The sequence below is a fragment of the Nitrospira sp. M1 genome, assembly GCF_965152605.1.
The window spans coordinates 4,221,872-4,247,891 of the sequence record NZ_OZ224217.1 but is presented as its reverse complement, the minus strand read 5'-3'; the positions used below and the strand labels follow the sequence as shown (position 1 = coordinate 4,247,891).

25 protein-coding genes, 2 tRNA genes and 1 other RNA gene are annotated in these 26,020 nt (G+C 48.7%); 12 read left to right on the top strand and 16 right to left on the bottom strand.

What is annotated here, in order from left to right; genetic code table 11:
* Positions 1-506: 506 nt before the first annotated feature.
* Positions 507-1,217: a PEP-CTERM sorting domain-containing protein gene (locus tag ACWHX8_RS19125; protein WP_447969731.1), complete on the top strand. Its 711-nt coding sequence runs from the start codon at positions 507-509 to the stop codon at positions 1,215-1,217.
* A gap of 225 nt (positions 1,218-1,442) precedes the next feature.
* Here ACWHX8_RS19125 and clpX read toward each other — a convergent pair whose 3' ends face one another.
* The 4 genes from clpX to ACWHX8_RS19105 all read right to left on the bottom strand — a co-directional run bounded on the left by clpX (position 1,443) and on the right by ACWHX8_RS19105 (position 5,002).
* Entirely contained in the window at positions 1,443-2,702 is a 1,260-nt protein-coding gene (gene clpX / locus ACWHX8_RS19120; protein WP_447969730.1) for an ATP-dependent Clp protease ATP-binding subunit ClpX, read from the bottom strand.
* A 27-nt stretch (positions 2,703-2,729) separates the two neighbouring features.
* On the bottom strand, positions 2,730-3,356 hold the full coding sequence (gene clpP / locus ACWHX8_RS19115) for an ATP-dependent Clp endopeptidase proteolytic subunit ClpP (RefSeq protein WP_447969729.1): 627 nt from the start codon (positions 3,354-3,356) through the stop codon (positions 2,730-2,732).
* Between the two features lie 105 nt (positions 3,357-3,461).
* Positions 3,462-4,781: a trigger factor gene (tig, locus tag ACWHX8_RS19110; RefSeq protein ID WP_447969728.1), complete on the bottom strand. Its 1,320-nt coding sequence runs from the start codon at positions 4,779-4,781 to the stop codon at positions 3,462-3,464.
* 138 nt (positions 4,782-4,919) lie between these two features.
* Positions 4,920-5,002: transfer RNA gene (locus ACWHX8_RS19105), tRNA-Leu, on the bottom strand.
* A gap of 198 nt (positions 5,003-5,200) precedes the next feature.
* On the opposite strand from ACWHX8_RS19105, the gene ACWHX8_RS19100 reads away from it, so the two are divergent.
* The 8 genes from ACWHX8_RS19100 (at position 5,201) to recR (ending at position 10,064) form a co-directional block, all read left to right on the top strand.
* Positions 5,201-5,446, top strand: a complete 246-nt coding sequence (locus ACWHX8_RS19100) for a hypothetical protein (RefSeq protein WP_447969727.1) — start codon at positions 5,201-5,203, stop codon at positions 5,444-5,446.
* 24 nt (positions 5,447-5,470) lie between these two features.
* Positions 5,471-6,286, top strand: coding sequence for a hypothetical protein (locus ACWHX8_RS19095; RefSeq protein ID WP_447969726.1), 816 nt, complete (start codon positions 5,471-5,473; stop codon positions 6,284-6,286).
* A 213-nt stretch (positions 6,287-6,499) separates the two neighbouring features.
* A tRNA-Ser gene (locus ACWHX8_RS19090) sits at positions 6,500-6,589 on the top strand.
* Positions 6,590-6,680: 91 nt separating this feature from the next.
* A complete protein-coding gene (locus ACWHX8_RS19085) occupies positions 6,681-7,055 on the top strand; it encodes a VOC family protein (RefSeq protein WP_447969725.1) in 375 nt (124 codons plus the stop codon).
* 25 nt (positions 7,056-7,080) lie between these two features.
* Positions 7,081-7,180, top strand: an RNA gene (ffs, locus tag ACWHX8_RS19080) — signal recognition particle sRNA small type.
* Between the two features lie 83 nt (positions 7,181-7,263).
* Positions 7,264-9,081: a DNA polymerase III subunit gamma/tau gene (gene dnaX / locus ACWHX8_RS19075; protein ID WP_447969724.1), complete on the top strand. Its 1,818-nt coding sequence runs from the start codon at positions 7,264-7,266 to the stop codon at positions 9,079-9,081.
* Positions 9,081-9,407 (top strand): YbaB/EbfC family nucleoid-associated protein, encoded by a 327-nt coding sequence (locus ACWHX8_RS19070; protein WP_447969723.1) that lies wholly within the window; start codon positions 9,081-9,083, stop codon positions 9,405-9,407. Before dnaX ends, ACWHX8_RS19070 begins: the two co-directional genes overlap by 1 nt.
* 18 nt (positions 9,408-9,425) lie before the next feature.
* The gene (recR, locus tag ACWHX8_RS19065; RefSeq protein WP_447969722.1) at positions 9,426-10,064 is read left to right on the top strand and encodes a recombination mediator RecR; all 639 of its coding nucleotides are present in this window, start codon (positions 9,426-9,428) and stop codon (positions 10,062-10,064) included.
* 84 nt (positions 10,065-10,148) lie between these two features.
* On the opposite strand, the gene ACWHX8_RS19060 is transcribed toward recR, so the two are convergent.
* On the bottom strand, positions 10,149-10,673 hold the full coding sequence (locus tag ACWHX8_RS19060) for a hypothetical protein (protein ID WP_447969721.1): 525 nt from the start codon (positions 10,671-10,673) through the stop codon (positions 10,149-10,151).
* On the opposite strand from ACWHX8_RS19060, the gene ACWHX8_RS19055 reads away from it, so the two are divergent.
* Positions 10,651-11,031: a hypothetical protein gene (locus ACWHX8_RS19055; protein ID WP_447969720.1), complete on the top strand. Its 381-nt coding sequence runs from the start codon at positions 10,651-10,653 to the stop codon at positions 11,029-11,031. The genes ACWHX8_RS19060 and ACWHX8_RS19055 overlap by 23 nt on opposite strands.
* A 103-nt stretch (positions 11,032-11,134) precedes the next feature.
* On the opposite strand, the gene ACWHX8_RS19050 is transcribed toward ACWHX8_RS19055, so the two are convergent.
* The 11 genes from ACWHX8_RS19050 to ACWHX8_RS19000 form a co-directional block, all read right to left on the bottom strand.
* A complete protein-coding gene (locus ACWHX8_RS19050; RefSeq protein ID WP_447969719.1) occupies positions 11,135-11,731 on the bottom strand; it encodes a class II aldolase/adducin family protein in 597 nt (198 codons plus the stop codon).
* A gap of 309 nt (positions 11,732-12,040) precedes the next feature.
* A complete protein-coding gene (locus ACWHX8_RS19045; protein WP_447969718.1) occupies positions 12,041-12,946 on the bottom strand; it encodes a TraB/GumN family protein in 906 nt (301 codons plus the stop codon).
* Between the two features lie 189 nt (positions 12,947-13,135).
* On the bottom strand, positions 13,136-13,738 hold the full coding sequence (locus ACWHX8_RS19040) for a nitroreductase family protein (RefSeq protein ID WP_447969717.1): 603 nt from the start codon (positions 13,736-13,738) through the stop codon (positions 13,136-13,138).
* Between the two features lie 32 nt (positions 13,739-13,770).
* Entirely contained in the window at positions 13,771-14,367 is a 597-nt protein-coding gene (locus ACWHX8_RS19035; RefSeq protein ID WP_447969716.1) for a hypothetical protein, read from the bottom strand.
* 78 nt (positions 14,368-14,445) lie between these two features.
* Positions 14,446-14,823 carry a response regulator transcription factor gene (locus ACWHX8_RS19030; protein WP_447969715.1) on the bottom strand — a complete coding sequence of 126 codons (378 nt, stop codon included), beginning with the start codon at positions 14,821-14,823 and terminating at the stop codon, positions 14,446-14,448.
* Between the two features lie 298 nt (positions 14,824-15,121).
* Positions 15,122-17,128, bottom strand: coding sequence for a response regulator (locus ACWHX8_RS19025; protein ID WP_447969714.1), 2,007 nt, complete (start codon positions 17,126-17,128; stop codon positions 15,122-15,124).
* A gap of 378 nt (positions 17,129-17,506) precedes the next feature.
* Complete coding sequence (locus ACWHX8_RS19020; RefSeq protein ID WP_447969713.1) at positions 17,507-18,709, bottom strand: ABC transporter permease; 1,203 nt, start codon at positions 18,707-18,709, stop codon at positions 17,507-17,509.
* Positions 18,706-19,914, bottom strand: a complete 1,209-nt coding sequence (locus tag ACWHX8_RS19015; protein ID WP_447969712.1) for an ABC transporter permease — start codon at positions 19,912-19,914, stop codon at positions 18,706-18,708. Before ACWHX8_RS19015 ends, ACWHX8_RS19020 begins: the two co-directional genes overlap by 4 nt.
* A gap of 33 nt (positions 19,915-19,947) precedes the next feature.
* Positions 19,948-20,661 carry an ABC transporter ATP-binding protein gene (locus ACWHX8_RS19010; protein WP_447969711.1) on the bottom strand — a complete coding sequence of 238 codons (714 nt, stop codon included), beginning with the start codon at positions 20,659-20,661 and terminating at the stop codon, positions 19,948-19,950.
* A gap of 296 nt (positions 20,662-20,957) precedes the next feature.
* Complete coding sequence (locus tag ACWHX8_RS19005; protein ID WP_447969710.1) at positions 20,958-22,112, bottom strand: efflux RND transporter periplasmic adaptor subunit; 1,155 nt, start codon at positions 22,110-22,112, stop codon at positions 20,958-20,960.
* A 71-nt stretch (positions 22,113-22,183) separates the two neighbouring features.
* Positions 22,184-23,689 (bottom strand): TM0106 family RecB-like putative nuclease, encoded by a 1,506-nt coding sequence (locus ACWHX8_RS19000; protein WP_447969709.1) that lies wholly within the window; start codon positions 23,687-23,689, stop codon positions 22,184-22,186.
* A gap of 219 nt (positions 23,690-23,908) precedes the next feature.
* Between ACWHX8_RS19000 and ACWHX8_RS18995 the strand changes: the two genes are divergently transcribed.
* Together ACWHX8_RS18995 and ACWHX8_RS18990 are read left to right on the top strand one after the other, a co-directional pair.
* Positions 23,909-25,036, top strand: coding sequence for a Rieske 2Fe-2S domain-containing protein (locus ACWHX8_RS18995; RefSeq protein WP_447969708.1), 1,128 nt, complete (start codon positions 23,909-23,911; stop codon positions 25,034-25,036).
* Between the two features lie 292 nt (positions 25,037-25,328).
* Positions 25,329-25,925, top strand: coding sequence for a Tll0287-like domain-containing protein (locus tag ACWHX8_RS18990; protein WP_447969707.1), 597 nt, complete (start codon positions 25,329-25,331; stop codon positions 25,923-25,925).
* Positions 25,926-26,020 lie beyond the last annotated feature (95 nt).

Genomic DNA, 26,020 nt, shown 5'->3' with positions numbered 1-26,020 from the left:
CGCGAATCAACGGTACGCATGAAAAGCTTTCTGTCTTTCTTCCTAATTTGTTGAGCGTTCCGACGTCCGGTGAAAAAGTCACTCAGCAAGCAGCAAGCGATAGGAAACCAAGGGAACGGTCATAAACGTTCACCTGCACTGCTTCGCAACAGTGTGGTCGCTGTCAGAAAACCTGCCAATTCCCGCAGTGGAAAAAATCAAAAGCAACTATACGTGGAGAGTATCAGTATTCAAGAACATCCTCTATGTTGTGCAAAAGTTATGTGATCGCACCGCATCGTCATCCCATTCGGAAGAAACTTTTTTACACATAATCACGAATTGCTCCGCAATCACGTCTCCCCCATGCTGTTGCTCACGGTCTGTCTATCTCGCACAGATACATTCCCTTGTTATCTCAATACGTTAAATGTGATGAATAGTCTTGGCATTGGCATTGCTATTACATGCTATCTAGAGATTTTTACCATTTATTATATTTATCCAGGTTTAACGAGGAGGTCATTATGAGTATCACTCATTCTTCATGCGGTTTGAGAAAAGGCCTGACCGCAGGTTTCGCCGCGCTTGTGCTTATGGGCGGTATGGCGTCAACCGCTTCTGCCGGCTCTATCATCTTTCAAGACAACTTTGATCGGGGCTACGGAAAGTATAAGTACAGTTCCAACGTTGGGAACGGGTGGTATGAAACCGAAAAAAATTCCAATGATGTTGCTATTGTGAGCAATCATCTTCAGCTTCGGGATTCTCGCTCTGGACTTCCCGATGCGGCGGCATCTCGCTGGATCGATACACGAGGATATGACAATTTGTCCTTGATGTATGATTTTAAACCTCTGTCGAATTCTGATTATTCTGATAAGTTCTATGTTGACTTCCGAACGCTCGGAAGCAGCTCTTGGACGAATATCGCAAGTCATAAATTAGGTGGAAGTCGTTGGACTTGGAACACTGCGTCACTTGGTTCGTATGCGAATGACACCAAACTGCAGTTACGGTTTTGGACAGATGTCACAGACAGTTATTTTGGAAACTATGAAGGTACGTATATCGATAATGTACAGTTGATGGGTGACCCCATTGCCGCCCCAGCAGCTGTGCCTGAGCCAAGCACCATGGCGTTGTTTGCAACGGGCATGGTTGGAATGGGCTTGTGGCGTGCGCGACGAAACAAGAAGGAGCAAGCCGCTATAGCCGTTTCAAATAACTTGCGCTGATTCACACCTTGTACCGCGCGGAGTTTGTTGTATTTTTCCGTTTGAAACGTATTTGGATTCGCTGTAGTATCGAGTAATTGTTTCTTCGAGTTTGAGGTGGTACGACATACATGCCGGGAGAACCTTCGTTCTTCCGGCATATGTCTATGTAGGAGGCTGCGTCGAGAGGTATTGAGTGTGAGCGTGTTTTCGTATTCGAGTGAGAAAGAACCGAATTGGGTTGGCTTACGATCCTACGGCGGGTTTGACGCCTTTTGATTGATGCAACACTTTCATTGGTTCGCCGGTCCCCCGGATCACATCTTCCGTGATTAACACTTCTTCAATCTCCGGATGTGAGGGGATGTCATACATCACTTCCAGCATTTTCGATTCAAGAATAGCCCGTAATCCTCGAGCTCCGGTTTTTTGGATGTGTGCTTTGTGGGCGATAATGGCTAAGGCCCCATCCGTAAACTTTAATTTGACCTTATCCAGCATCATGAGTTTTTGATATTGCTTGATCAGTGCGTTTTTGGGCTGAGTCAATATTTGAATCAAGGCAGATTCATCTAACTCATCCAATGTGGAAAGCACGGGAAGGCGACCGATAAATTCTGGAATGAGTCCGTATTGAAGCAAATCTTCCGGTTGGACAAATGGAAGCAAGGAGATCGAGTCTTTGGTCCGTTTCCCTTTGGTTTCGGCTCGAAATCCCATACGTTTTTGGTTAAGGCGTTGCTCAATAATAGTTTCCAGTCCGACAAATGCTCCACCGCAAATGAACAGGATGTTATTCGTATTGACTTGAATAAACTCTTGGTGCGGGTGCTTCCGCCCGCCTTGCGGGGGGACATTGGCCACGGTACCTTCAATCAGTTTCAGTAATGCTTGCTGAACGCCTTCTCCGGATACGTCCCGGGTAATCGACGGGCTGTCAGACTTGCGGGTAATCTTATCGATTTCGTCGATGTAGACAATGCCATGCTCGGCACGTTCAACTTCATAGTCTGCGGCCTGCAGGAGTTTGAGAATGATATTTTCGACATCCTCTCCCACATACCCAGCTTCTGTGAGTGTTGTCGCATCGGCAATGGTAAATGGAACATCGAGATATTCGGCGAGTGTTTGCGCAAATAGGGTTTTCCCTGTTCCGGTTGGACCAATGAGGAGAATATTGCCCTTTTGCAGTTCGATGTCATCTAATTCGTTGGCCGCAATCCGTTTGTAATGGTTATAGACGGCCACGGAGAGAATTTTTTTGGCCCGTTCCTGGCCAATCAGGTATTGTCCAAGATATTCATTGATCTCAACCGGCTTGCGAAGTTTTGATGAGATTTCTTCTTTGGCCTCTTGCCAGTCTTCAGAGATGATGTCATTACACAGGCCGACGCACTCATCACAGATATAGACGGTTGGTCCCGCAATGAGTTTCCGAACTTGGTCGCGGGTTTTTCCGCAGAAAGAGCATCGGAGATTCGCGTCGGATTTTGTTTGTTTGGCCATCGTTGATACTATAGCTGGTGTCGATAATTACGAAGATTTTCCATTTGTCGTGTCACTGTCCGTCTTCCCTTGTTCTGGGCTGCGGCTGATGACTTCGTCAATCAGACCATAGGCCTTCGTTTCTTCTGCCGACATAAAGTAGTCCCGTTCTGTATCGCGGGCGATCTTTTCTAACGGTTGCCCCGTATGTTTCACCATGATTTCATTCAAGCGTTCTCGAATTTTCAGAATTTCCCGAGCTTGAATATCAATTTCAGTAGCTTGTCCCTGAAATCCGCCCATCGGTTGGTGAATCATGACTCGGGCATTGGGCAGGGCAAAGCGTTTCCCTTTGGTTCCGGCACAGAGGAGTAGGGCGCCCATGCTGGCGGCCTGTCCCAAGCAAATCGTGGTGATGGGAGATCGCACGTACTGCATGGTGTCGTAAATCCCAAGCCCAGCGGTGACACTGCCTCCCGGGGAGTTAATGTAGACATTGATATCTTTTTCTGGATCTTCGGCTTCCAAGAACAGCAGCTGGGCAATAATGACATTTGAAAAGACGTCATCAATGGGCGCACCTAAAAAGATGATTCGGTCTTTTAGAAGACGTGAGTAAATATCGTAGGAGCGTTCTCCACGAGTGGTTTGTTCAATAACCATTGGAATCAGCATACGGTCAGTTCCTCCTCAGGGCCTTTATCGGTTTGCGTATCTGGGTTTCTTAACAATTTCGTATGAATAGATCTACAAATTCTTCACGAGAGTTTCGCCTATAGCTTACCCCTGAACTACGGAAAATTGGTAGACTAATTGGAGCGCTTTCTCAGCAAGCAGACGTTCACGAAACTCCTCGCGTGATTGCTGGCCTCCGGCTTCAACCATTTTGCGCACTTCCTCTACCGGGAGCTTCACCTGCTGTGCCAGCTTGATCATTTCGGCTTCGATATCTTCGTCCTCGACGGTCAGTCCTTCTTTTTCCGTAATGCTTTCTAGGATCAATCCCAGCTTCACGCGTTTTTTCGCCTCGGGCTGGAGTTCTTGTTGAAGCTGTTTGGCTTCTTCTTGAAGCTTGAGTGGATCATCTGCGCCGCCTTGTCCTTTTTGGTGATCGCGAAGCAATTTTTGCCGGACCATGGTTTGCAGTTCACGTTCAATGAGCGGTTCAGGAATATCAAAGTGATGCATGGTCACGAGCCGGTTGATGATCTGTTCTTTATACCCATCTTCGATATCCCGTTTGAGCATCGTATCGAATTGCTCCCGGATCGCCGTACGGAGTTGCTCCAGGTTTTCATAGTCCCCGCAGTCTTTCGCAAATTCATCGTCCAACTCAGGGAGTGTTTGTTGTTTGATGGCATCGATTGTGAAGCTAAACGTGACGGTTTTCCCGGCCAGTCGTTCATCCGGGTGATTGGCGGGATACTCTTGTTTGATATCGACTCGTGATCCGGCAGTCTGTCCGAGCAAGTGTTCTTCAGCTTCCACTCCGAGAATGGGAGTTTTTGAGCCCATTTTGTGTAAATGGCCTGTCTTTTTGGTGCCTTCTACCGGTTCTCCATCAAGTAATCCTTCCAAGGTCAAAACGGCATGCATGCCGTCAGCAAGCACGGCACCCTCTGGGGCGGCATCAATTTGCGCATGCTGTTCTTGTAGATTCGTCAAGGCTTGCTGGATCTGTTCCTCGGTGACGGTACGAGCGTCAGGCTTTAAGGATATCGGGTTTGGTGGACGGTAATCGCCCAGTTTAATGGTCGGTTTAATGTCGACGGTTGCGGTAAAGGTAAATGGAGAGTTGCGCTGAATCTTGAGGCGTTCAAAAGGCGGGATATCGACGACCACAGGAACCACGCCTGCCTCTTTGACGGCTTGTTGGTAGTAATTGGGAACGATTCGTTGCACAACATCTTGCTCAACCATTTTCGCATAGCGTTTTTCCAGCACGGCAATAGGGGCTTTGCCTTGACGAAACCCAGGGATGCGGACTTGACGTTTGAGTTCGCCATAGACCTTTTGAAATTCATCATTGACGGCATCTTCCGGGACCTCAATCTTGAGAGCCCGTTTCACTGGTCCTAATTCTGTCATTTCCAATTTCATGGAGCAGTCACTCCTCTATAGCTAGCAAGCATATGAAGGGTTAAATAATGAGTGTATATCAAAAAATTGCTTAAGGCTAAGCCTTAAGGGCACTTCTCTTTCTTCCAATGGCCTCCCCTGATGATGTCGTGTTCGTTGTGGTGCGAGAGGGGGGACTTGAACCCCCACGGTTACCCACGAGATCCTAAGTCTCGCGCGTCTGCCAGTTCCGCCACTCTCGCATATTTTTGGCCATGGTCAATGACGAATCAGGCTCAAAGGTTGATTCTAATGGAAAATAAGGGACTTAGGAAAGCACAAAACCGTTAAATCTTCGGGATTTCCGTCTCTACCATCAAGATAACAGACTCCTGTTGGTCTAGACGAGTGAACGGCGACTTCTTGCCAGAATTTTCTGAGTAGAGTATGGTAGCAGCATTATGGCACTCAAAAATCTTTATCAAGATATCTATCGAAAGTTCATGGAAAGCCGTAAAGATCACAAGGGTTACGATTTTCAGCATTCACCGGCTGAAAGCGTTCCGCCTCGACAAGTGACATTCAAGGAAAAACTCAAGCCGTGGACGTTTAATCGTCCGAGTCGCTTGAGGAAGATTGCCCAAGAGCGAGATCAGATGCAGCAAGAAATCTTGGCTTTGAAACACCCACCTCAATCATCTCGTTAGGAATCAACGCGCTAGGATCAGTTCGTGGCGGAGTTCATTCAGGCCACCATTCAACTTTACACGCAGGCTATGCAGGCCACCGTCCGCTCGTTTCTGCGAGGATGGATCATGACGTTTGTTGTGGTGGGCTTTGCTCTTCTGATGCTGGTAGTGAGCGCGTTGGCTTCGTCGCTTGGCATGCTCGGCGGTTTGATTGCTGGGGCTGCGAATGCGTTCATCATTGGCGCAACGTTATATCTCATTGAACAGGTCGTCTTAGGGGCACGGACAATACAGTGGGCCGATATTCCACACAGTGCAGGGCAGTATTTCTGGGATGTCATTTCCGTGGGGTTTCTCGTGTGGTTTCCTCTCATGATGTTGCAAATGGCTTTGCAAGCCAATCCCTACCGTCCCGTCCTGACTACAGCCGTATTCTTTCTTGTGTTCGTCTTATTAAACCCGGTTCCGGAAGTGATCTATCAACGACGGCAAGGGTCAGCTATGGAAGTAGTACGGGAAAGCTATGAGTTTGTTATTGAGAACTGGATCGAGTGGTTTCTTCCGATTGCTATTCTGTTGGCCCCCTTTGGCCTATCCTTCTTTTTTGAATTTTCCAGTCAAGCCGGGATGAGGGGAGGCCTTGATTTCTTTCAAATCTTCACCGTGCCATTTCGTGTATTGACGGGCTGGTTTCAGTACTTAGGTATTTCAAGCGCTGGAAGTTCAATCTTGATTATCCTTTGTACCCCGATTCTCGGCGTGTTCATGATGATATTTCGAGGGCACCTGTTTTCAGCGCTCCATGGGTCCACAAGGCGGCAACGACAATTCCAGGCCCGCACACGATCTCATGAATGAAGAATGAGGAAATGGTATTGATAGCGGAAGCCCGCACACCCTATAAAATGCTTGCTTGTCGCACTGTAGGCCTCGTGGTAAGATCGCGTTTCCTGAGTGATGTAGGTATCTCAACTTCCTTGCTGTCTTCATATTTAATTTCGTGAGGAAGGTGTTGAGTTGTGCCAGAATGCCTTGGCGTGATACCAACTAAGAGCGTGTGTTGTCGAGTGTGGAGAGGTGCGAGAGTGGCCGATTCGGCGTGATTGGAAATCACGTGTGCCGGCAACGGTACCGAGGGTTCGAATCCCTCCCTCTCCGCCATTTTGGTTTACTGAAAGAACATTCAGTCTGAAACGAGTGGAATTCGACCCCAAGGGTCATATCATTAGGAGATCTACAAGAGGAAATCTTTATGGGATTAAAGATTACAGAAGTCGCATTCACAGGGTATCCGGTGTCGGACGTGCAACGAGCCAGAGAATTTTATGAAGGTATTCTGGGGCTGACCCCCGGTGCCATCGATGGAGAAATTCCTGGAATGCCGGGGATATACTGGGTTGAATACGCAATTGGGTCGCAAACCCTGGCCCTCTCAAATGCCTGGAGTCCATCGGGGCAGAGTGGGCCTTCGATTGCTCTGGAGGTGGATGATTTTCAGGATGCGATAAATCACTTAAAAGGGCATGGCGTGAAAATTGTGGCCGAGTGCATTGAAACCCCCGTCTGCCGTATGGCATTGATAGAAGACATGGATAGAAACGGAATTACAATTCACAAAAGAAAATGACGCATCACGTGCCATGAGATTGAGGGGCTGGGCCCTGTGCAACAGAATCCTGTGAACTCCGCCAGGTCCGGAAGGAAGCAACGGTAAGCAGGCTAGTCTGGGTGCCGCAGGATCACCTGGCCCCGATTTTTTTCACTGAAAAAGTCAAAATTACGTCTTCTGAAAACTTTCGGTCGTATTTAATTTTGCACTTTGATTTAGAAATCCTATGGAATACCAGGTTTTCGCCAGAAAGTATCGACCAGGTAGCTTTGAAGAGGTTATCGGACAACCTCATGTGGTTCAGACTATCAAAAACGCGATTGGGCGAGAGCGGGTGGCCCATGCCTATGTCTTTTCAGGCATGCGGGGCGTGGGAAAAACAACCGTTGCACGAATAGTGGCCAAAGCGTTGAATTGTGAAAAAGGGCCAACCGGAGAACCCTGTGAAGGATGCGCAAGTTGCGATGAGATTACTCGTGGTCAATCAGTCGATGTCATTGAAATCGACGGAGCGTCCAACACCGGGGTCGATGATGTACGAGAATTGCGAGAAAACGTCAAGTTTGCTCCGTTTCGTGGAAAGTATCGCGTCTACATTATCGACGAAGTCCATATGCTTTCCAATTCGGCATTCAACGCCTTATTGAAGACCCTGGAAGAACCTCCCAGTCACGCCGTCTTTATCTTTGCGACAACGGAAGTTCATAAGATTCCTGCCACTATTTTATCGCGTTGCCAGCACTTCACCTTTCGACGAATTTCGCGATTGGAAATTATTCGTCAATTGCAGCATGTCGTCAAAGAAACCGGCACATCCATTGAAGAACGCAGTCTGGCATCGATTGCCAGAGCCAGTGATGGCAGTATGCGGGATGCCCTGAGCTTACTGGACCAGGCTGTAGCATTTGGAGGTGATTCCGTACGCCATGAGGATCTCGAAACGTTGTTGGGCTCTGTTCCTGATGAATTGGTGCGAAATCTGATAGATGCTCTGGTTCAGCAAGATGCTGCGGCTGGAGTCACCTGTGTGGCACAGGCGTTCGATCAAGGGTATGAACTGCGAATCTATTGTAAGGAAGTTGTCGAACGTCTTCGAAACGTGCTCGTAGCTGCCGTGGTGTCTTCTCGTGAACACGTCCAATCATTGATTGAATTACCGGGTGAAGAGGTCGAAATCACCATTCGTCAAGCCCAGCAAGTGAGCGAAGCGTTTCTGCAAGAGGTCTTTCAGATTTTTTCAAAAACTGAGGATAGTCTTCGGATGAGCGCACATCCGCGATTTTTGTTGGAAGCTGCGGTGGTTCGAGCCACGCAATTAGGAAAGGGAGCTACGCTTGTGCCTCAGCAAGACGCCCTACCCATTTCCGCATCGTTGCCACGTCAGCAGCCTGTCCCTCCTCCAAGTCGACCCGTTCCTGAACGTCATCAAACACAATCCTCTGCCAAGCCTATTCCTCGCCGCCAAGATCCACCGCCTCAGTCGAATGCTCGCGTACATTCTCAAGCGGAACGCACGGCGACAACCCGTCCTGAACCTGTGAGCAAGCCTCTGTCGGCAAAGCCAGTAGGGAGCGTTGATGATTCGCACCAGCAGCAGGTCTCTAAGGTGGAACAGATGACGGCGAAATCTCCAGTCGACTGGGACTGTGTGATGGATCAGCTCATGAAGGAACATCCCAATATCGGCACATTTGTCGAGATGGGCACATTGGTACAAGTCGATCCTGAGCAGATTATTATTGGGTATCCCAAAAATGCTTCCGTTGCACGATGGCGAACCGATAAGCCTGAAAATCGAGCATTGGTTGCGAAGGTTTGTCAGCAGGTGTCAGGACATGCGGTAAATGTGCGCGTGGTTGAACTTGATGGCACTAAACCAGCCGCTCTGACGATCGGAGAGAAACGATCAAAACACCAGGATCAGGAAGATCAAAACCTTATAGACGAAGTGCGTGCCAACCCGATCGTAAAACAAACCCTTGAGAAGTTTGGGGGAGAAGTTGTCTCGGCCCACCGTGTTTCCCCAAAGGAGGAAAAAGCCTGATGTCAAAAAATCCATTTGGTAATATGAGTAATTTGTTGAAGCAAGCGCAAGCGATGCAAGAGCAAATGGGGAAAATTCAAGCGGAAGCCGCGACGAAGGAAGTGGAGGCCTCCGCGGGTGGAGGCATGGTAACGGTCAGAGTGAGCGGGGCCATGCAGGTTGTCAATGTGACGATTGATCCCGAAGTCATGAAATCCGAAGATCGCGATATGCTTCAAGATTTGTTGGTGGCGGCGACGAATGAGGCGTTGCGAAAAGCGAAGGATTTGATGGCTGAAGAGATGAAGTCGTTGACTGGCGGTATGGGCATCCCTGGTATGTTTTAGTCTCAACAGGAGGAGAACGTGTCAGGTACCATTGCAGAAAAAGGAGCAGGAGCGGGCCGTCAACATAGTGGATTTTTAGCGCGTCTCGCTAAAGAATTCCTCCGGCTTCCCGGCATCGGGCAGAAAACAGCGCAGCGGTTAGCGTTCCATATCATGAAGGCCGATAAAGAAGAAGCGTTGCGCCTAGCCGATGCTATTCGGGATGTCAAAGAGCGTGTAGCTTTTTGTACTCAATGTCGAAATATTGCAGAGGAGTCGCTGTGCGATATCTGCTTGAATCCGAAGCGTGACCGAACGAAAATTCTAGTTGTCGAAGAGCCAAGTACGCTTCAAGCTATTGAGCAAAGTAAGGCCTTCCATGGGTTGTATCACGTCTTATTTGGGGCGTTGTCTCCTTTAGATGGAGTTGGCCCGGCTGACATTCGAGCGCATGAATTGGAAGAGCGCGTGAAGTCCGGAGAAGTACAGGAAGTGGTTATTGCTACCAACCCGACTATCGAAGGCGAAGCCACAGCCATTTATCTCACGAAACTTCTCAAACCGCATGGCGTCCGCGTATCGCGCATTGCATACGGTATTCCTGTCGGTATGGACATTGAGTACGCGGACGAGGTCACGCTATTGAAGTCCATTGAAGGCCGGCGAGAACTCACATAATTCGTATCTCGTGAATCGTATCTCGTTAAAGAAATATGAAAAGATCTTTTTCGAGACACGAGCAACAAGCAACGATTCACGTTTTTATGTCATTGGAACTCCCAGCCAAATCGAAAACTGTTCTAGATCGGCTTGCCACTCTCGTTCGTAATGACTTTCGGTTTTCGCAAAGCCTACCAATTCTTTTACCGCCAGCTTACGAGTCGCTTCATCTTGAATCTCATCTGCAAATAACTTGGGTATCATAAACCCCTGAGTCAGTCGTACGAGATTTTCTTGCTCTTGAGTCGTGAGGGCAAGATGCTTCAGCGCTTTTTTCAATTTCCGTAACCCTGGGTCTCTGGCTTGATCAATGGCGCAGGCGAATAGCCCTCCGATGTTGTACCGCTCACTGGCGGAGAGTCCGTCTTTTTTCGTGGTCTGAGGTTTGGGTGATCGAGATGCTGTGGTGGCTCGTTTGCTGAGGGGTGTTGTTTGAATTTTAGCGGAGGGTTTTTTGGGGGTTGTTACCGTCCGTTTGGTGGACGGTTTTGTTTGGGGTTTGGACGCGATTTTCTTGAGTTTCGCTACTGTCGAACCGTTGGTCGTGGGTTTTTTCTTCGTCGACAAAGAACTGGATTTTTTTAAAGTCTTTTTGGGCGAAGCGGATTTTTTGCTCGCGTGTGCTGTCTTGGGTTTTGCCTTCGCAGCAGATTTCGGTTTTACCTTGGATGTCGATACTGTTTTGACACTCTTTGTTTTTGGCTTAGTTTTACTTTTGGCTAAAGATGTTTTTTTCGTTGCCGCAGTGGATTTTGGTTTAGCCTTTTTCGCCTTTGAGGAAGTTTTTGAGGATGAACTCTTCTTGTTCGACGAACGGGAAGTCTTCTTCTTCGCCATGAATACTCCTTTCCCTGGAGGCAGTGGTATGAGGGATTGTACGAATGATGTGGTTGTTTATTGTACCATCGACTGGGTGACACTATAACGAGCCATGACTTGATCGAGCAAGAAGCTAAAGAGAAAAAAGTACGATGACATGAAACTGAAAATACGCGGCGATTTTAGGATTCGTGGCGAAGAGTTTTTCGTCAAGGCGACACGCCGCTGTTCAAGACAATTTCGCAAATATGATCGAGCCGTTCTATGTGTTCGTAGGCTGACCAGGGGTCCGAGGCCATAGAGCAGACGCCATGGTTGGCTTGTCCGACGATATCGTATTCTCCAATTGGATTCTTGTCCGTCACGCCTAATGCCTTCGCGGTGGCATCCCCTAGTTCTGCGCTAATCGCTGGCAGCATCGGAACTATTGGCCCAATGCGGGTGTAGCGATAGATTTCCGGAAAGTCTTTGCAGATTTTCTGGAGATCGAAACCTCGGTACATGGCGGCGACGACATGGGTAGGATGAACATGTACCACTGCGCGCGTTCTGTTCATTCCTTTGAGTAGGAGATAATGCATATGCAGTTCTCCCGAGGGATTGGTCTCTTTCGGAATCTGCATCTCGCCATTGGCTAATTTAATTTTGATCATGTGTTCCGGGTGAACAATCGTTTTTCGCCATCCCGATGGCGTGATATAAATATACACGCTTCTCGCTCGCCGCAAGCTGCAATTGCCATCTCGTGACGTAATCCACCCTCGTTCATAACACCGTCGTAGAACATCGCCAATTGCTGTAATCATGAGTGTCTCGCTCCTTTGAAGTCTGGTGTTCGTTGCTCGTGAATCGTATCTTCTATAAGAAACTGCTGAAGACAATTGCCATGAAAGACTCGATTCGAAATGCAAGATATGTGTTGCTCACTGTATGCCAATTCCGGATGATTTTCCACTCTTGCTTTCTTTTCGTTCATAAGAAGACGTGAAAAAATCGTGAGGCGTCGAGTGGTAAAGACGGACAGTTTAACGACATGTCCAAACGAAAAGGAGACGGTGAGTATATGGTAGCTGAGAATCTTGGGCGGAGACTTATCTCCTAGGAGGAGGAATCGACTACAGTTGCGTAATGACGTACCCTTTTTCTTTCAGCAGTGCGAGCAGGCCTTGTTCGCCGATCAGGTGGAGAGTGCCGACCACGATCATCGAGGTTTCATTGTTCTGCAAGTATGATTCGACCTGCGGCAGCCAATTGTTGTTTCGCCGGATAATCAAGGCTTCGTACATTTCAGGGAATTTCTTCATTTTCTCTAACATCACTTCTAAGCCTTCAATTCGCCCATGGGTCCAGGAGTCGACCAATTGACGCGTTTGTTGCTCAAGAACGTCAATCTCAGAAAGCGTTTGAAGCAGGTACTGTTCCTGGGTATTCGGTGACAAGCCATCAAAGAGATTGAGTTGATACTCAACCGTTTCGAGACCTTCAATGGTTTGCCCCTGGACTTTGGCCTTCTGAAAGAAATGCTGATCGACGCCAAGACCTGTCTCAAACCCCAGTTTTTGTAATTCCACTATGGTGATTGTTGTGGCCAGCATCCAGGGTTTCATGCGGCTAAACAGTTCAATGCCATACCCATGTTTTTCAAGGGTTGTTTTGGTAAATGCAAAATTTTCTGGCGAAAGGACGTCCTTCAATGTGCGGCCATCGGTATACAGGCCTTTGGTGAGAGAACGTCTCTGCGCGAGAGGAGAAGATATTTCCTCAAGGTTCACCTCGAAAACAAGATGTGATGCTGCGCGGAACGCTTGATCAATCGTGTTGTGTAACGGGTAGTTTTCTTTTTTGAGCACATGGACCGACCCTAGGAGGTATGCCGTATTTTTCCCTGACGTTACGCTCCAGAGACAACTTGTCGCGTTATTGTGTGCAACGTCTTGCGCCAAGAGGAAGTGTGGAGAAAGGAGTTGAAATGTGAACAGGGCAAGACTGAGGAGGAATGCTCGTCGTTGCGGGAATGGCATACGTTATACCTTTTTAACTTGTTAGGCGAAATGGTCCGAATCTTCGCGAGAATGAACGGCAGAACCTGAAATGGATAGTGATGAATGATAAGATGATGGAGATATGTAGAGCATTTTCCTTCAATAACAAACACGGAATGTCGACGTGAACAAGAGGTATAAATTGTTAGGTGAAAAACTTAAGGTTAGTTACTTCGTAAGGGGAGCCGACTGTCCCCATTGTTCGGTAAAGACAAAATTTGCTAGTGGATGTCTAGTCCGCTCTGCGACTTCTCGTTCTCGTAGCTCGTCCGGTAATTGTTGGGGGTCTCCTATGTAGCCAATGGCGAGCCCCGTTACCGCTTCATGATCTTCAGGAATGTTATATAACGACTTGGCCTTGTCCGGAAAGATTCCAGCCATCTGATGAACCCCCAATCCTAGAGCCGTTGCCTGGGTGACGAGATTTCCTACGGCGAGTCCAATGTCATGATAGGCATGGCGATTGGGTTTCCCATTGTGCGCAAAGTTCAGTTTCGCTACGGTAATCATCAGAACTGGGGCATGTTTGGCCCACACTTGATTCGCATCTGCCAAACACGTCAGCATGTTATCGTGTGCGTCCTTTCGGTGTTTGGTTGCCACGAGAAATCCCCACGGTTGTTCATTGAAGCATGAGGCTGCCCATCGTGCAGCTTCTAAAAGGCTTTGGAGTTTCTGTACTTCGACAGCTTTGTTGACAAACGCCCTTGGGCTCCACCGTTCTTGCATGAGCGCATGTATAGGATACTGAGTGTGTGCGGGTTTGTTCATGCCACATTGTTCCTTCGTATGATGAAATGATATTAGCTGAAGTCAGGGTTATGCCGAGCGTGTGTATGAAACATCTCATCTTGTTCTGCGATCCTCCACATCAGGTCAGTTATTGGGGTGAGTTGGAGAAACCGAGGATGAGGTTGAAGGTCTGCCGTCAAATAAGTGGAATCGTCATTGTGCAAGCAGGAGAGATCCGGATCAAGCTCGTGTGAGGAAATCTTGTCGGGTAGCAATAAGCAGTCTGTATCCCAAAAGTACAGGTCGATCATTCCTTGAAAGTCAATGTCATGAAGTCGATGTTCTGCAACGGTCAAGCGCCTGCCGTCTTCTTGGTGAGCCAGATCGTCTTGAATTGCACAGTAATTTTTGAGGCATTCATAGATTAGGAGGCAATGGTAGTCATTCAGTCGGTACACGGTCTCTTGCGAACTGGCCAGGAGTAATTGTTCGATGGTGACGAGCGCACTGTAGGGTGAAAAGTTTTCAGATACCGTGCCATAGCCGGCTTCCCAGATGTCGATATCCTTTTCCGTTGAAATACGCGAAATCTCCTGACGTTCTAATTCCAGTGCGTCATGGAGAATGACTTGAAACGCCGGGTTCGGTTTCGTTCGAAAGTATAGCATCGTCTGTTTCAATGACGGGTCAGGAAATGTTGGCTTCTGTGATACAAGACGACTTGACCGTTGATAGTCAATCGTGAATCATGTTGATGATTCTGTCAACAGTGAAGCGGCGAATTCAACAAAGTCGTTAATCTTAAATGGCTTTTTGAACGCGTAATTGGCGCCTATCTGCTTTGCCCGATCAAGGAGATTCACCTGTGCGTGGTCACCGCCTCCTGAGATCGCGATAATTTTGATGGAGGGAAAGTCACGACGTAGCTCACGGATAGTTTCGAATCCTTCTTTTCCCGGCATTAAGATATCCAATATGACGAGATCCGAAGGCGATGCCCGATACTTCGCGATGCCTTCATTTCCTTCATACGCAATGTTGACGTGATAGCCGGCGACTTCAAAGGCTTCTCGAAGGACGCCGCACACCTGTTGATCATCGTCAATAACTAAGATAGATGGCATGATGACAGTGTTTGCGGTTCGGAAAACTTCCAGTAAGTGCTGCGGGTAGATTGTAACGCGTTCTGAATTAAAATGGAAATAAACGATTTATTAAAAGGAACACATTGGTATCAGACTGCAAGATGTGGAGAGGGTATGCTGATGGCTGGAGTCAAGCCTGATTCACATGCGAGAGGACGGTTTCGTTCCAGGGTTCCGAAATGCGTGTATCTGAAGGGGATATTATTGAGCGATGGTAGTGCGAGGCGATGTAGATGTAGTCAGGAGAATTCCTCGTTGCGGACTTGTATCCTTTCTCTCAAGCTGAAGGGGCTTTTTCTTTGTGGTGGGAGTAGTACGGTTGTTCGTCTAGGACATGCCGTACGATGGGGGCCAAGTCCCGGATAGCAAGCGGTTTCATTAAATATCCACGAATGCCCATTGACTTGGCTTTTTCCGCTGAGACCACATGACTAAATCCCGTGCAGAGGATAATCGGTAGTTCTGGCCTGATGCGAAGCAGTTCGCGTGCCAATGCATCTCCAGGCATGGTAGGCATGGTCTGGTCCGTGATCACTAAATCGAATCGATGGGGGTCGCTGCGAAATAAATCTAAGGCCTCCACGCTACTCGTCCGAATCGTAACCGAGTATCCCAGGTGCGTGAGGAGTTCCTGCCCAAGCCGGACGATGGTTTCTTCATCGTCGACAAAGAGAATACTTTCTTTTCCATTCGGGATGGAGGCTTTGGTAGAAAAGACATCCCATATGGCCGTTTGAATTGTCGGAATATACACTTCGATCTTTGTGCCAATTCCTGGTGCGCTTTCAACCAAGATGGTTCCACCATGTGTCGTGATGATGCCATGAACCACAGCTAACCCCATCCCAGATCCTTCTCCTGTCGGCTTGGTCGTGAAAAAAGGATCGAACATTCTCTCCACGACTTCAGGCGACATGCCCGGTCCACTGTCTTTTACAGTTAATCGGACGTATGGGCCCGGCTTGAGGTCAAGATGGTCGGATGACGGGGTATTGTGAATTTCTATATCTTCCAGGGTGAGGTCTAAGAGTCCGCCACATTCCCGCATGGCATATTCCGCATTGGTGCATAGGTTAACGATAACCTGGTGGATTTGTGTGGCATCGGCCAAGACCGTGGATTGCGAATAGATATTTTGCCGAATTTCAACGGTCGAAGGGATTGTGGCGCGAAGTAGCTTGAGGGCCTCCTGAACGACTTGGTGAATGTCGATGGATTTCCGTTCCTGTCCGTTTTGCCGGCTAAACGTGAGAATTTGTTGGACGAGATGTTTGGCCCGGTGTCCAGCCGTCAATACCTCTTGAAGGTTTCGATTGGTTCGGCTTTCTTTGGGTACCGTGGCAATTGCTAATTCGGTATAGCCAAGTATCGCTGTCAGGATATTGTTGAAATCGTGCGCAATGCCTCCGGCAAGTGTGCCTATGGCTTCCATTTTGCTTGATTGGCGGTATGTTCGCTCTGTTTTTTGAAGCGCTTCTTCAACTCGTTTTCGGTCTGTGACGTCTTCTTCTATGCCGGCAATCCGATAGATTTCACCTTCTTCATTTTTGATGGGAAATGCACGAGATTCGATCCATCGTATCGATCCGTCCGGTCGAACCACACGGTAGCATTCATGGTATGTCCCTTGAATTTGCGTTGGAATGGCCAGTTGGACACGTTCTCGATCCTCAGGATGAATGGCTGCAAGGAAGCTAGCCGGATCCTCGCAGAGACTGGCGCAGGTTCTTCCCCAAATGGTCTCATAGGCCGGACTGACGTAAAATACTTGGGTTTTGTCGGCAGATGACAACCAAAATACCTCATGGATGTGTTCTGCGAGTTGCCGGAAACGCTCTTCCCGTTCTTGGAGCGTGGCCGTACGTTCGGCAACCGATTCTTCCAGTTCTCTTGCGTATTGGTCGAGTTGACTGCGCATGGCACGGTCGACCTGACGCAGGAGTTCTCCCGGACGTTGGCCTTTTTCAATATAAGCAAACGCTCCGAGATTAACGGCATCTTTCGCCGAGTCCAATGAACTGTGCTCGGTATAGATGATCACGCGAATGCCTACTGCCGCTGTCTTAAGTTCTTCAAGAAGCTGAACGCCGCTACGGTCGGGTAGGCGGAGTTCAATGATGGCCACGCCAAAATTTTCTTGTCTGGCTTGTTCAATCGCTTCTTGAGCCGTTCCTACTCCGATGACGTCATATCCTTCATCCTTTAATTGGGCGATGAGTGCCGTTCGTTGGGCTGGTTCCTGTTCAACAATAAGAATGCGGGCTAGGCGAATACGCTTTGTCATGGAATAGTTCCTTCCATCATATAGCGAATCCAAATATACATCAGTATGCTTGGACACGGTCGTTGAGTGACCTGGTTACACTTGATGGGTAATCGTTGTTGTGATCGTTCTGGCTACGCATATCTCTATTACAGATGTCCAAGTAAAGACTTTCAAGGCAGTACCACATGCTTCAAGGGCACGGAAGTTCAATGAATCGTCTATATCTTATGTCGTGACCAATATTTTCGGTGTTGCACGTATAGGCAATCTTAGAATCATACCAGCCTTGATATGATCAGTCACTCTTTTTCTCCATCATCTTAATGACAGGGGGAAAATGAAGTCCGTTGGATGGGAATCACATTTTTGATAGGTAATGGTTGTTGGCAGAGGAGGTTATGGCGTATGAAGGGCGAGAACCGGATCAATGGATGCGGCATGTCGAGCTGGGATGAATCCTGAGCAGATGCCGGCCATGGTACTCACAAGTAGTGCTGCAAGTACGTAGTGAATGTGGGGATACACTGGAATATCTGGAATGAACGTCGGGAGGATTTGGACAATACTCAACCCTACTACTAACCCCACTACGCCTCCAATCGTAGCGAGGATCATCGATTCACAGAGGAACAGTCGATAAATTTGTCCTGAGGTCGCCCCAGTGGCCTTCAAGAGGCCGATTTCGGCCGTTCGTTCGCGTACGACCATCCACATGACGGTCATGATGCCGATTGCCCCCACAATCATTGAAATTCCGGCGATGATGGCGACGGCAACCGTAATGACATTCATGACGTTGTCCATCGTCTCAAGCATGGCTGCTTGGGTCACGATTGTGAAATCTTCCTCTCCTCGATGGCGATCGATTAGCCGCACTCGAATCTGTTGAATAATGGTCTCTAATTGACGGCCGAAGCCAAATGCCACCTGTATCTCCATGAGTTCGTCCATGTTAAATATTGTCATGGCCGAGGCGACCGGCACATAGATCGCATCATCAATGTCGAACCCCAGAAGGTTACCCTTCGGAGCCATGACGCCGATGATTCGAAAGCGGTACCCCGCAATGCGCACAAAACTCCCCAATGGTGAGGCGTCGCCAAAGAGTTCGGTTTTGAGCTTTGGTCCCAGGACGGCGACGGATTGTCGGCGAAATGGATCTCCCGGTGGAAGGAATCGGCCAGAGCGCACGGTGAATTTCCAATGTTCAGGCATATCCGCTGTCACGCCAAATACGGAAACACTCCGGCCTTTGCCCTCGGTCTCTACTCTGGCATTGCCGACTGATAATGGAACGACCCGAATGATTCCATCAAGCTGTTGGATGGCTTGAGCGTCCTGGATGGTTAACTTGTGCGTCGTGCCACCGAGGACGCCAGGAATGCCAACCGTTTGCGTTTTGCCTCGGGTAATGGTCAGGAGGTTTGTGCCGAACTGGGTAAATTGCGAAAGCACATAGCGGCGTGTCCCCTCACCAATTGAGGTGAGTAAAATAACCGTCATGACGCCAATTGCGATTCCAAGCAAGGATAAGGCTGTACGGGTTGGGCGTGTGGTGATGGCGCCAATTGAAAGGCGTAAGAGGTCTTGAAATCTCATGATGTGTGCCGTTCCAGGGCGTGGATGGGGTCAAGACGTCCAGCACGGCGTGCAGGAAGTAACCCAAATGCCACACCAACGATCAGTGAGACCAGGACAGCAGAAACAGATGCCCAAAGTGGAGTCGATGCCGGAATAGCCGGGTAGAGCGTGACCAACCCTTGTATAATGGTCCATCCTAAGGTGAGCCCAATCACACCTCCGGCCAAAGAAAGGATGATCGCTTCAATCAGAAATATCAATAAGATTTGCCGGCTCCTTGCCCCTAACGCTTTCAAGAGTCCAATTTCTTCGGTACGGTCAGAGACGGCTACCAGCATGACATTCATGACGCCAATCCCGGCAACGGTCAGGGAAATCAATCCGATAGCCGCCAAGCTAAATGTCAGAGCATTGAGAATAGATGAAAAGGTGCTGACGACCGACCCTTGCGTAATGCAGGTAGTGTCATCTTCTCCATGACGTTCAGTCAGGAGTGCAACGATGTGGTCGCATGTCGTTTCCAGGTCTGAGACGTTTCGCACTCGAAGAAGGATTCGATATAAGGAGTGACGGTTGAGAAGCTGCATGCCTGTCGCGACTGGGACGAGGACCAGGTCGTCCATATCCATACTCAGTTGAGTGCCGCGAGGTGCAAGGGTCCCGATCACTCGCATGCGCCAGTCTCCTACGCGAATCAATTGCCCCAATGGCGATGTGTCGGGGAACAGCTCTTGTGCGACGCGGTGTCCTAAGACCACAAGAGGGGCGCCTCGCTGAGGATCGCCTGTTGGAAGAAATTGCCCCAGCGCCATACGAAGATGGCGTGCCTCAAGAAAATCAGTCGTGGTTCCAACTATGGGAACTTGCCGTCGTCGTTCCCCGTAGCGAACCGTTTCCGTACCCATCGAGATAGGGGCGAGTAATTGAATTGAGCGAATGCTTTGGCGAATAACCTCGCTGTCCATAATGGTCAGGTCATGTGGGGCCCCGGCAAACCCGGGAATGGCGCCTGTGGTCTCGGTTTTTCCTGGTACCACAAGAAGTAAATTGCTTCCGATCGACATGAACTGGTTCACGACATAACGTCGCGCACCTTCCCCTAACGCAGTCAAGACGACAATGGCCATGATTCCAATGGCAATGCCGGTTACACACAAGCTGACACGAATGGGCTGACCTTTGAGTGCGGTAAAGGCGAACCTGACAAAGTCTCTAAGGGCCATGGATCATCCAGGTTAGAGAGAAGATCGTTCAGTTCATGGCGTTTCACGTTTGAGATTGCTGGAACTGGTGCGTTGTACAATGTGGCCATCACTGATCACGAGGATGCGTTCTGCGTGGTGAGCCACATTGATGTCGTGTGTGACAACGACAAGCGTATGTCCGAGAGCGTAGAGCTGATTGAGAAGCCCGAGTATCTGTTTCCCTGATTCGCTATCCAGATTTCCGGTGGGCTCATCGGCCAAAATGAGTCGAGGGTTCATCACGATGGCACGTGCAATCACCACACGCTGGCGTTGTCCGACAGACAACTGATCGGGACGATGGTGAGATCGGGCGGTCAGTCCAACCGCCTCAAGAGCCTGTGTCACCCGCTGTTGACGAACCTGAGGCGTGATGCCGGCAAAGATCATCGGGAGTTCAACGTTCCCAGCCGCAGTTAATCGTGGAATGAGATGAAATGATTGAAAAATAAATCCAATGAACGATTGGCGTAATTTGGATAATTCAACGTCGTTGAGCATGTTGATCTCTTTCCCGTTGAGTTGATACGAACCTTCCGTTGGACGGAGAAGGCACCCCAGTAAATTGAGTAGAGTCGACTTTCCGGAACCGGACGGTCCCATAATGGCCACGTACTCTCCAGGCTTAATGTGTTCCGTGATACTGGCAAGCGCATAAACCGGTTGATCGCCAACTTGATAAATCTTCGAAACGTTCTTGAGATTAATCACTTGTGCACCTGTCATAGAGCAATCGATTATAAATTCCCCTGCCATGTATGAGTCATGTCATACCCTTGAGGACTGAGACCTATCGTGCACAAGAACACCTGTCATAACATGTTCAATAAACAGTTCCCTTGACATAGTTAGAGTTATGTCGCGTGCTTGAGGACTGAGGCCGATCGTGTTTGAGCACACCTGTCATAACATGTTCAATAAACCGTTCCCTTGGCATAGTTAGAGTTATGTCGCGTGCTTGAGGACTGAGACCGATCGTGTTTGAGCACACCTGTCATAAAGCAATCGATTATGAACTTCCCTTACTGTCTATGACTGTTTTCCGCAATTCGTGCAGGGAGACCAACGTGGAGATCGGCTTGATCCAACGATGTAATCACCGCCTCCCCTTCTGAAAGTCCTTTCTGAATTTCCACGTAATCCCAATTCTTCAGACCCATCTGTATCGTCCGTTCCGCGATTTTGTCTTGTGCCACAGTCCAAACCTTCTCACCTTCGAGTACTGCCGTTCTCGGAATTCTCAGTACATGTGCTCTTTGAGAAAGAATAATTTCGACATCAGCCGAGGTGCCGGGTAGGAGGGTGGTGGCAAACCCGCGGTCGTCAAGTTCCACATCGATCTCCACGGTGCGGTTTTGCTCTTCAATATTTTCCACATACGGGGCGACTCGTACGACCTGGCCCATAAACGATTGCTTGGGGTAAGAGTCCAGGGTAATTCGTGCCAAAAGCCCTGGGTGAATTTTTGATGAATCGACTTCATCCATGGGAGCGCTAATATAAATCGATGTTGGATCGATGAGATCGAGTACGGCGGGAATGGGGACCCCAGGTGGCGCAGGGGTAGTCCATTCTCCAACTTCAACTTTGACGTCGGCGAGAATGCCCGAAAATGGCGCATAGAGGACCATTTTCTGAAGTTGAGCTTGGGCTTCTTTAATGCGTGTCCGTGCCCTCTCCACGCTGGCATCTGCAGCTTGGCAGGCAACGGCACTGGTTTGAGCGGTGCTGTACACTTTGTCGAGCTCATCTGTCGAAACCAATTCTTTTTTTGAGAGATCTTGAAACCGTGCATGCTCGCGTTGGGCACGACTAGCTTCGAGGCACGATCGTGTACGATTGGCTTGACTGACGACTAGTTCACGTTGAGCCATCTCAAGGTTTGATGCCTCAGCCGCATCATTAAGTCGCAGCAGGAGATCGCCTTTTTGTACGCGATCTCCCTTATCATGTGGAACGGAGACCACACGTCCCCCAATTTCCGAGGAAAGGTGTGCGCGTTGCCGGGCCTTGACAGTTCCTGCACGAGAGTTCGTGATGGTTTCCTCGACGAGCCCTGTCTCGACACGGACAACTGTGACGTCGACAGGGTCAGGGCTCAACAGCCAGGCGTTGAGAACCAAGACCGTAATCGCGAGGCTAATGAAAATCAGAGATCCAGATGCCCATCGTTTCATAGACAGAAGTGTATCATATCGTTCTAGGGCCCGTGCTTCGGATATCTGTTAGCCAAAACCACAGGTGAAAATTACGTAATCGAGGGGTGTAGAGGAAGTTGTCGAATCCCATCAAGCAGGACTCTCGTGGCAATGCAATCGTCTTCGTTATAGTCGAGAATCCGTTGTCGGATAACCTGATCGTTACTTTCAACCAAACGGTGAAACCATTCGATCGAGGCGGCACCGGAGGGATGGGTGTCCCGCCACAGAAACCCTAAATATTTAGCAAGCGATTTAATCGAGTAATCCCTCGTCGGCCATTCGGTGGCTTTGAGTACGACATCAAAGTAGAGGTCGATAGCCCGTTCTTGCGAAAAGAGTGTTTCAATGTCTTCGGCTGAACAGACCTCAGGATATTTCGTTTGAAGTTTCCGGTACATCGTCCGTTCATATTTTGAGTAGTAGTACACTTTGGAATGTGCATGTTGCTGAAGGTATTCAATGGCTTGAGCAAACGCGGTATGTTCTGATTCCTGAGTGGGTTTCTCGGCAAAGAATGCCACATACTGTTCGGTGGAGTTATCTTGATTGTGACGTTCAATAAATCCGTGCAGATAGGTGTGGTCGCGAAGAGGGTCGACTTCAATATCAAAGAACACCTCTGATGCATGAGGTGGCAAATCAACAACTTTCCGAAGGTAGGGACGTGCTTTTGCCCCTGCAGAGACGAGTTGGGCGCGGGCATGGAGTTTCTGCAGCGTCCCGATACCAATGCCGGGAATATCCGTTTTTTTGCCGTGGATCAGCGTGTCGAGAGTCGATGTCGCAAACCCTTGAATCGTTGAAAAATGAGTGCGCAGCGCGTCACGTTTGGAGCGACCTAATTCAGGCAAGAGGGTGAGGTCTTGCTGCTGTTGAAGATTGAGTAAGCAGGGGCGGTACCAATGACAGAGTTTACAAATTCCGCTACTGTACGCTGCTTGCGTCGTATGGGTTTGTTCAAGAATGTCATGAGCGCGTTGTCGAAACGCGTTATAGAGTTCCCACCAGGTTTGTGGCGTACGTGTGCCTTGCGGTTGCGAAAAATCATAGCGTATTTCTTTGCCATGTATATCCCAAATAAACGACCAGCGGCCAGCTGAAAATTGTAACCGTTCGAGAATATCCGTATACAACCCCAACTGGACGGCATAGGTTTTCTTGAGTTTGCCTTGGTCCTCATCGCCTTCTTCTCCTGAGCCAGATTTGATATCGCCAGCCACATATCCAGTGCCTTCTCGCCGGAGGAGGTCGGGTTCACCCAACAAATCATCTACGGACAATCGGCCGCTATAAATGAGTGGAACACGTTCTTTTATTGCGTCTCGGGTCCGCTGTTCCTTCTCATCTCCTCGATAGCGTGAAAGATCGAGAAACGGAGTTTCGAGCTTCTGGATGACCTCCTGCTCAAACAGGGTTCCTTTTTCCCACAAGAGCTGAATGAAGGCGTTTGGCTCGTCGCGTAAGGACGTATCTCCAAATGTATCGAGATATAATCGATGCTCACAACTGACAAGGTTATAGAGCATTGAGGCGGTGATGAAATGTGAGGGCATAGTGAAGTTCTGAAAGTGAGTGTAGCAAAATTCGGTGAAAAGAAAGAGGGGGTATGGGTTGTTCCGGCTGAGTAAAGCTTCATTCAGAGGGGTGTCCTTGGTTCAATTCCCCTATCCCTTCTGGCGTATTTCTGCTATATATGAGGTCCCCTCGTAAGTCTATCCTGTACGATTTTCGCATCTTTCCTCTCACATCTTTCCATCCTATTGGAGGGCTTCATGGTCCAGTCATCTCATGCACCCGAAGAGGTCAACAATGATCTTGTTGTTCCACTCTCCCTGGAACGTCACCGGTCTCACCTTAGCCAGACGAGTCCCACCTCGGATTTGAGAAAAACCGGGAGTCACCCGGATTATTGGTATCCGCTTGCGCGTACAAGAGATTTGAAGAAGGGCAAGACCCTCGGGGTGTCTTTTGCTGGCGATCCCATTGTCTTAGTTCGGACCGAAAGTGGAGCAATCTATGCACTGGAAGATCGATGTGCGCATCGACAAGTTCCGCTCCATTGCGGAGTCGTACACGGCGAACATCTTCAATGTGGCTATCATTGTTGGACCTACGATCAACAGGGAACGTGTATTGGTGTTCCGTATTTGAAGCCGGATCAGCCACGTCCCAATGGCGTGAGGAGTTACCCCTGTCGTGAAGCCTATGGGCTCATCTTTGTTTTTCCAGGAGCTGTGGAGAACCTATCGACTGTTGTGTTTCCAGATGTGTCGTTCGCAGGCAATCCACACTATAAGACGCGATACCTTGACCGAAAGGTGAACTGTCATTACTCATTTATGCATGAGAATCTCATGGATATGAACCATCAATTTTTGCATCGTCGTCTGATGGGTGGAATCCGAACGGTTTTTTTGGAACTTCGGGAACGTGCACATGCTGTGGAAGTTGATTATACGTTTTCGCGAGTTAAGGGTACGCAACCACTCGGAGAAAAACTCATTCTCGGCAGCTCGATTTCATCGGCTAATGGTCCGAAGCAGGATCTCATGACCATTTGTACGGAGTATCCGTATCAAACACTCAAATTTTGGACAGCTGGAAGTGTGGAGCCTGCCGTAAATTTATGGAATATCTATGTGCCGATCGATCGTGAGCAACGTGAGAATCACACCTTTGGTTTGATGATGATCCGAAAGCCTTCGATCCCAGGGCTTATTCATCTTTTGTGGCCGTTTATTGTATGGTTTACGAATGGAATCTTTGCCCAAGATCGGTGGATAGTTGAAGAGGAACAGCACGCGTTTGATCGTCAGGGAGCTGATTGGAATCAGGAAGTGTTTCCAGTCATTCAGCGTTTGCAATTGTTACTGCGTCGAGAAGGTGTGGGGCTGTCATAATTGTTCGGTCTCTTCATCTAAGGATATATGTACGTTGTGTGGGTATGACTTCTTGACGCGATGTGCAGGTATGACAACGTAACGGAATCTTTTCATGAATCATCAGCATGTGTGGGACGTGTGATGTATCAAGGAGGCTTCGGTTGTGTCGAGTTGTCTCGAACGTTGCACTTCGTATCAAAACTACCCTATAAAGATCATTACGGTTTTATTGTCACGTCAGGATTTTTTTCATCCAGACGTGTTTTCATTTTTTCTTAATACGATTTGTGTAGAGATGGAGGAACCACGTATGAAGCAACTCTACGTTGTAGTGGGAAGTGTGGTAGCTCTGATGTTAAATATTGAGTCCATGGGATACTCGCAAGCGCCTTCCGACGCACGCGAGAAAGACGTGGTGGGAGCTGAACGAGTTGCCGAGTTTATTCATACCGTTCTTGAGGCGGATCGAACGATATACACGACTCATGCTGTCGAGCGTATGCAAGAGCATGATGTTGTGCGGGCTGAGGAGGCTTGGGAAAAAGAAGCGGCGCTTCCATTGCCAGCTCAAATGCTGGCATTGTCCGGTCTGCTTGCAAAAAGCAAGGGAACGGGTCTTGAGTATCGTTTGATGAGTTTATGGCCTATCTACGAAAAAAATCGACCGGCTACGTGGTTTGAACGTACAGGCTTGGAGGCGGTTGAGGGAGATCCGAGTAAGCCGTTTACGGGTGTTATCGAAAAAGATGGGCATCGGTACTTTACGGCAATCTATCCCGATATGGCAGTGTCGTCTTCTTGTGTGAATTGTCATAATGCTCACCCGCTTAGCCCTAAGAAAAACTATAAACTCAACGATGTGATGGGTGGTGTTGTCATTTCATTCCCGCTATCCGAACATCATTAAACATCGTTCAGTATGAAACCCATGAACGAGGTTGGTGTGTCCGCCGTCACTGCTGGCCGTACGTTAGCGCCTGAGCTGAGAAGCATCCCCTTCTT

What these genes read in the sequence shown, in the direction of transcription:
- ACWHX8_RS19125 (WP_447969731.1), top strand. Translation starts at nt 507, where the DNA reads ATGAGTATCACTCATTCTTCATGCGGTTTGAGAAAAGGCCTGACCGCA.
- dnaX (WP_447969724.1), top strand. Translation starts at nt 7,264, where the DNA reads ATGGAATACCAGGTTTTCGCCAGAAAGTATCGACCAGGTAGCTTTGAA.
- ACWHX8_RS19045 (WP_447969718.1), bottom strand. Translation starts at nt 12,946, where the DNA reads ATGCCATTCCCGCAACGACGAGCATTCCTCCTCAGTCTTGCCCTGTTC.
- ACWHX8_RS19035 (WP_447969716.1), bottom strand. Translation starts at nt 14,367, where the DNA reads ATGCTATACTTTCGAACGAAACCGAACCCGGCGTTTCAAGTCATTCTC.
- ACWHX8_RS18995 (WP_447969708.1), top strand. Translation starts at nt 23,909, where the DNA reads ATGGTCCAGTCATCTCATGCACCCGAAGAGGTCAACAATGATCTTGTT.
- ACWHX8_RS19100 (WP_447969727.1), top strand. Translation starts at nt 5,201, where the DNA reads ATGGCACTCAAAAATCTTTATCAAGATATCTATCGAAAGTTCATGGAA.
- ACWHX8_RS19070 (WP_447969723.1), top strand. Translation starts at nt 9,081, where the DNA reads ATGTCAAAAAATCCATTTGGTAATATGAGTAATTTGTTGAAGCAAGCG.
- ACWHX8_RS19015 (WP_447969712.1), bottom strand. Translation starts at nt 19,914, where the DNA reads ATGGCCCTTAGAGACTTTGTCAGGTTCGCCTTTACCGCACTCAAAGGT.
- clpX (WP_447969730.1), bottom strand. Translation starts at nt 2,702, where the DNA reads ATGGCCAAACAAACAAAATCCGACGCGAATCTCCGATGCTCTTTCTGC.
- ACWHX8_RS19040 (WP_447969717.1), bottom strand. Translation starts at nt 13,738, where the DNA reads ATGAACAAACCCGCACACACTCAGTATCCTATACATGCGCTCATGCAA.
- ACWHX8_RS19005 (WP_447969710.1), bottom strand. Translation starts at nt 22,112, where the DNA reads ATGAAACGATGGGCATCTGGATCTCTGATTTTCATTAGCCTCGCGATT.
- tig (WP_447969728.1), bottom strand. Translation starts at nt 4,781, where the DNA reads ATGAAATTGGAAATGACAGAATTAGGACCAGTGAAACGGGCTCTCAAG.
- ACWHX8_RS19000 (WP_447969709.1), bottom strand. Translation starts at nt 23,689, where the DNA reads ATGCCCTCACATTTCATCACCGCCTCAATGCTCTATAACCTTGTCAGT.
- clpP (WP_447969729.1), bottom strand. Translation starts at nt 3,356, where the DNA reads ATGCTGATTCCAATGGTTATTGAACAAACCACTCGTGGAGAACGCTCC.
- ACWHX8_RS19030 (WP_447969715.1), bottom strand. Translation starts at nt 14,823, where the DNA reads ATGCCATCTATCTTAGTTATTGACGATGATCAACAGGTGTGCGGCGTC.
- ACWHX8_RS18990 (WP_447969707.1), top strand. Translation starts at nt 25,329, where the DNA reads ATGAAGCAACTCTACGTTGTAGTGGGAAGTGTGGTAGCTCTGATGTTA.
- ACWHX8_RS19025 (WP_447969714.1), bottom strand. Translation starts at nt 17,128, where the DNA reads ATGACAAAGCGTATTCGCCTAGCCCGCATTCTTATTGTTGAACAGGAA.
- ACWHX8_RS19085 (WP_447969725.1), top strand. Translation starts at nt 6,681, where the DNA reads ATGGGATTAAAGATTACAGAAGTCGCATTCACAGGGTATCCGGTGTCG.
- ACWHX8_RS19010 (WP_447969711.1), bottom strand. Translation starts at nt 20,661, where the DNA reads ATGACAGGTGCACAAGTGATTAATCTCAAGAACGTTTCGAAGATTTAT.
- ACWHX8_RS19020 (WP_447969713.1), bottom strand. Translation starts at nt 18,709, where the DNA reads ATGAGATTTCAAGACCTCTTACGCCTTTCAATTGGCGCCATCACCACA.
- ACWHX8_RS19050 (WP_447969719.1), bottom strand. Translation starts at nt 11,731, where the DNA reads ATGATTACAGCAATTGGCGATGTTCTACGACGGTGTTATGAACGAGGG.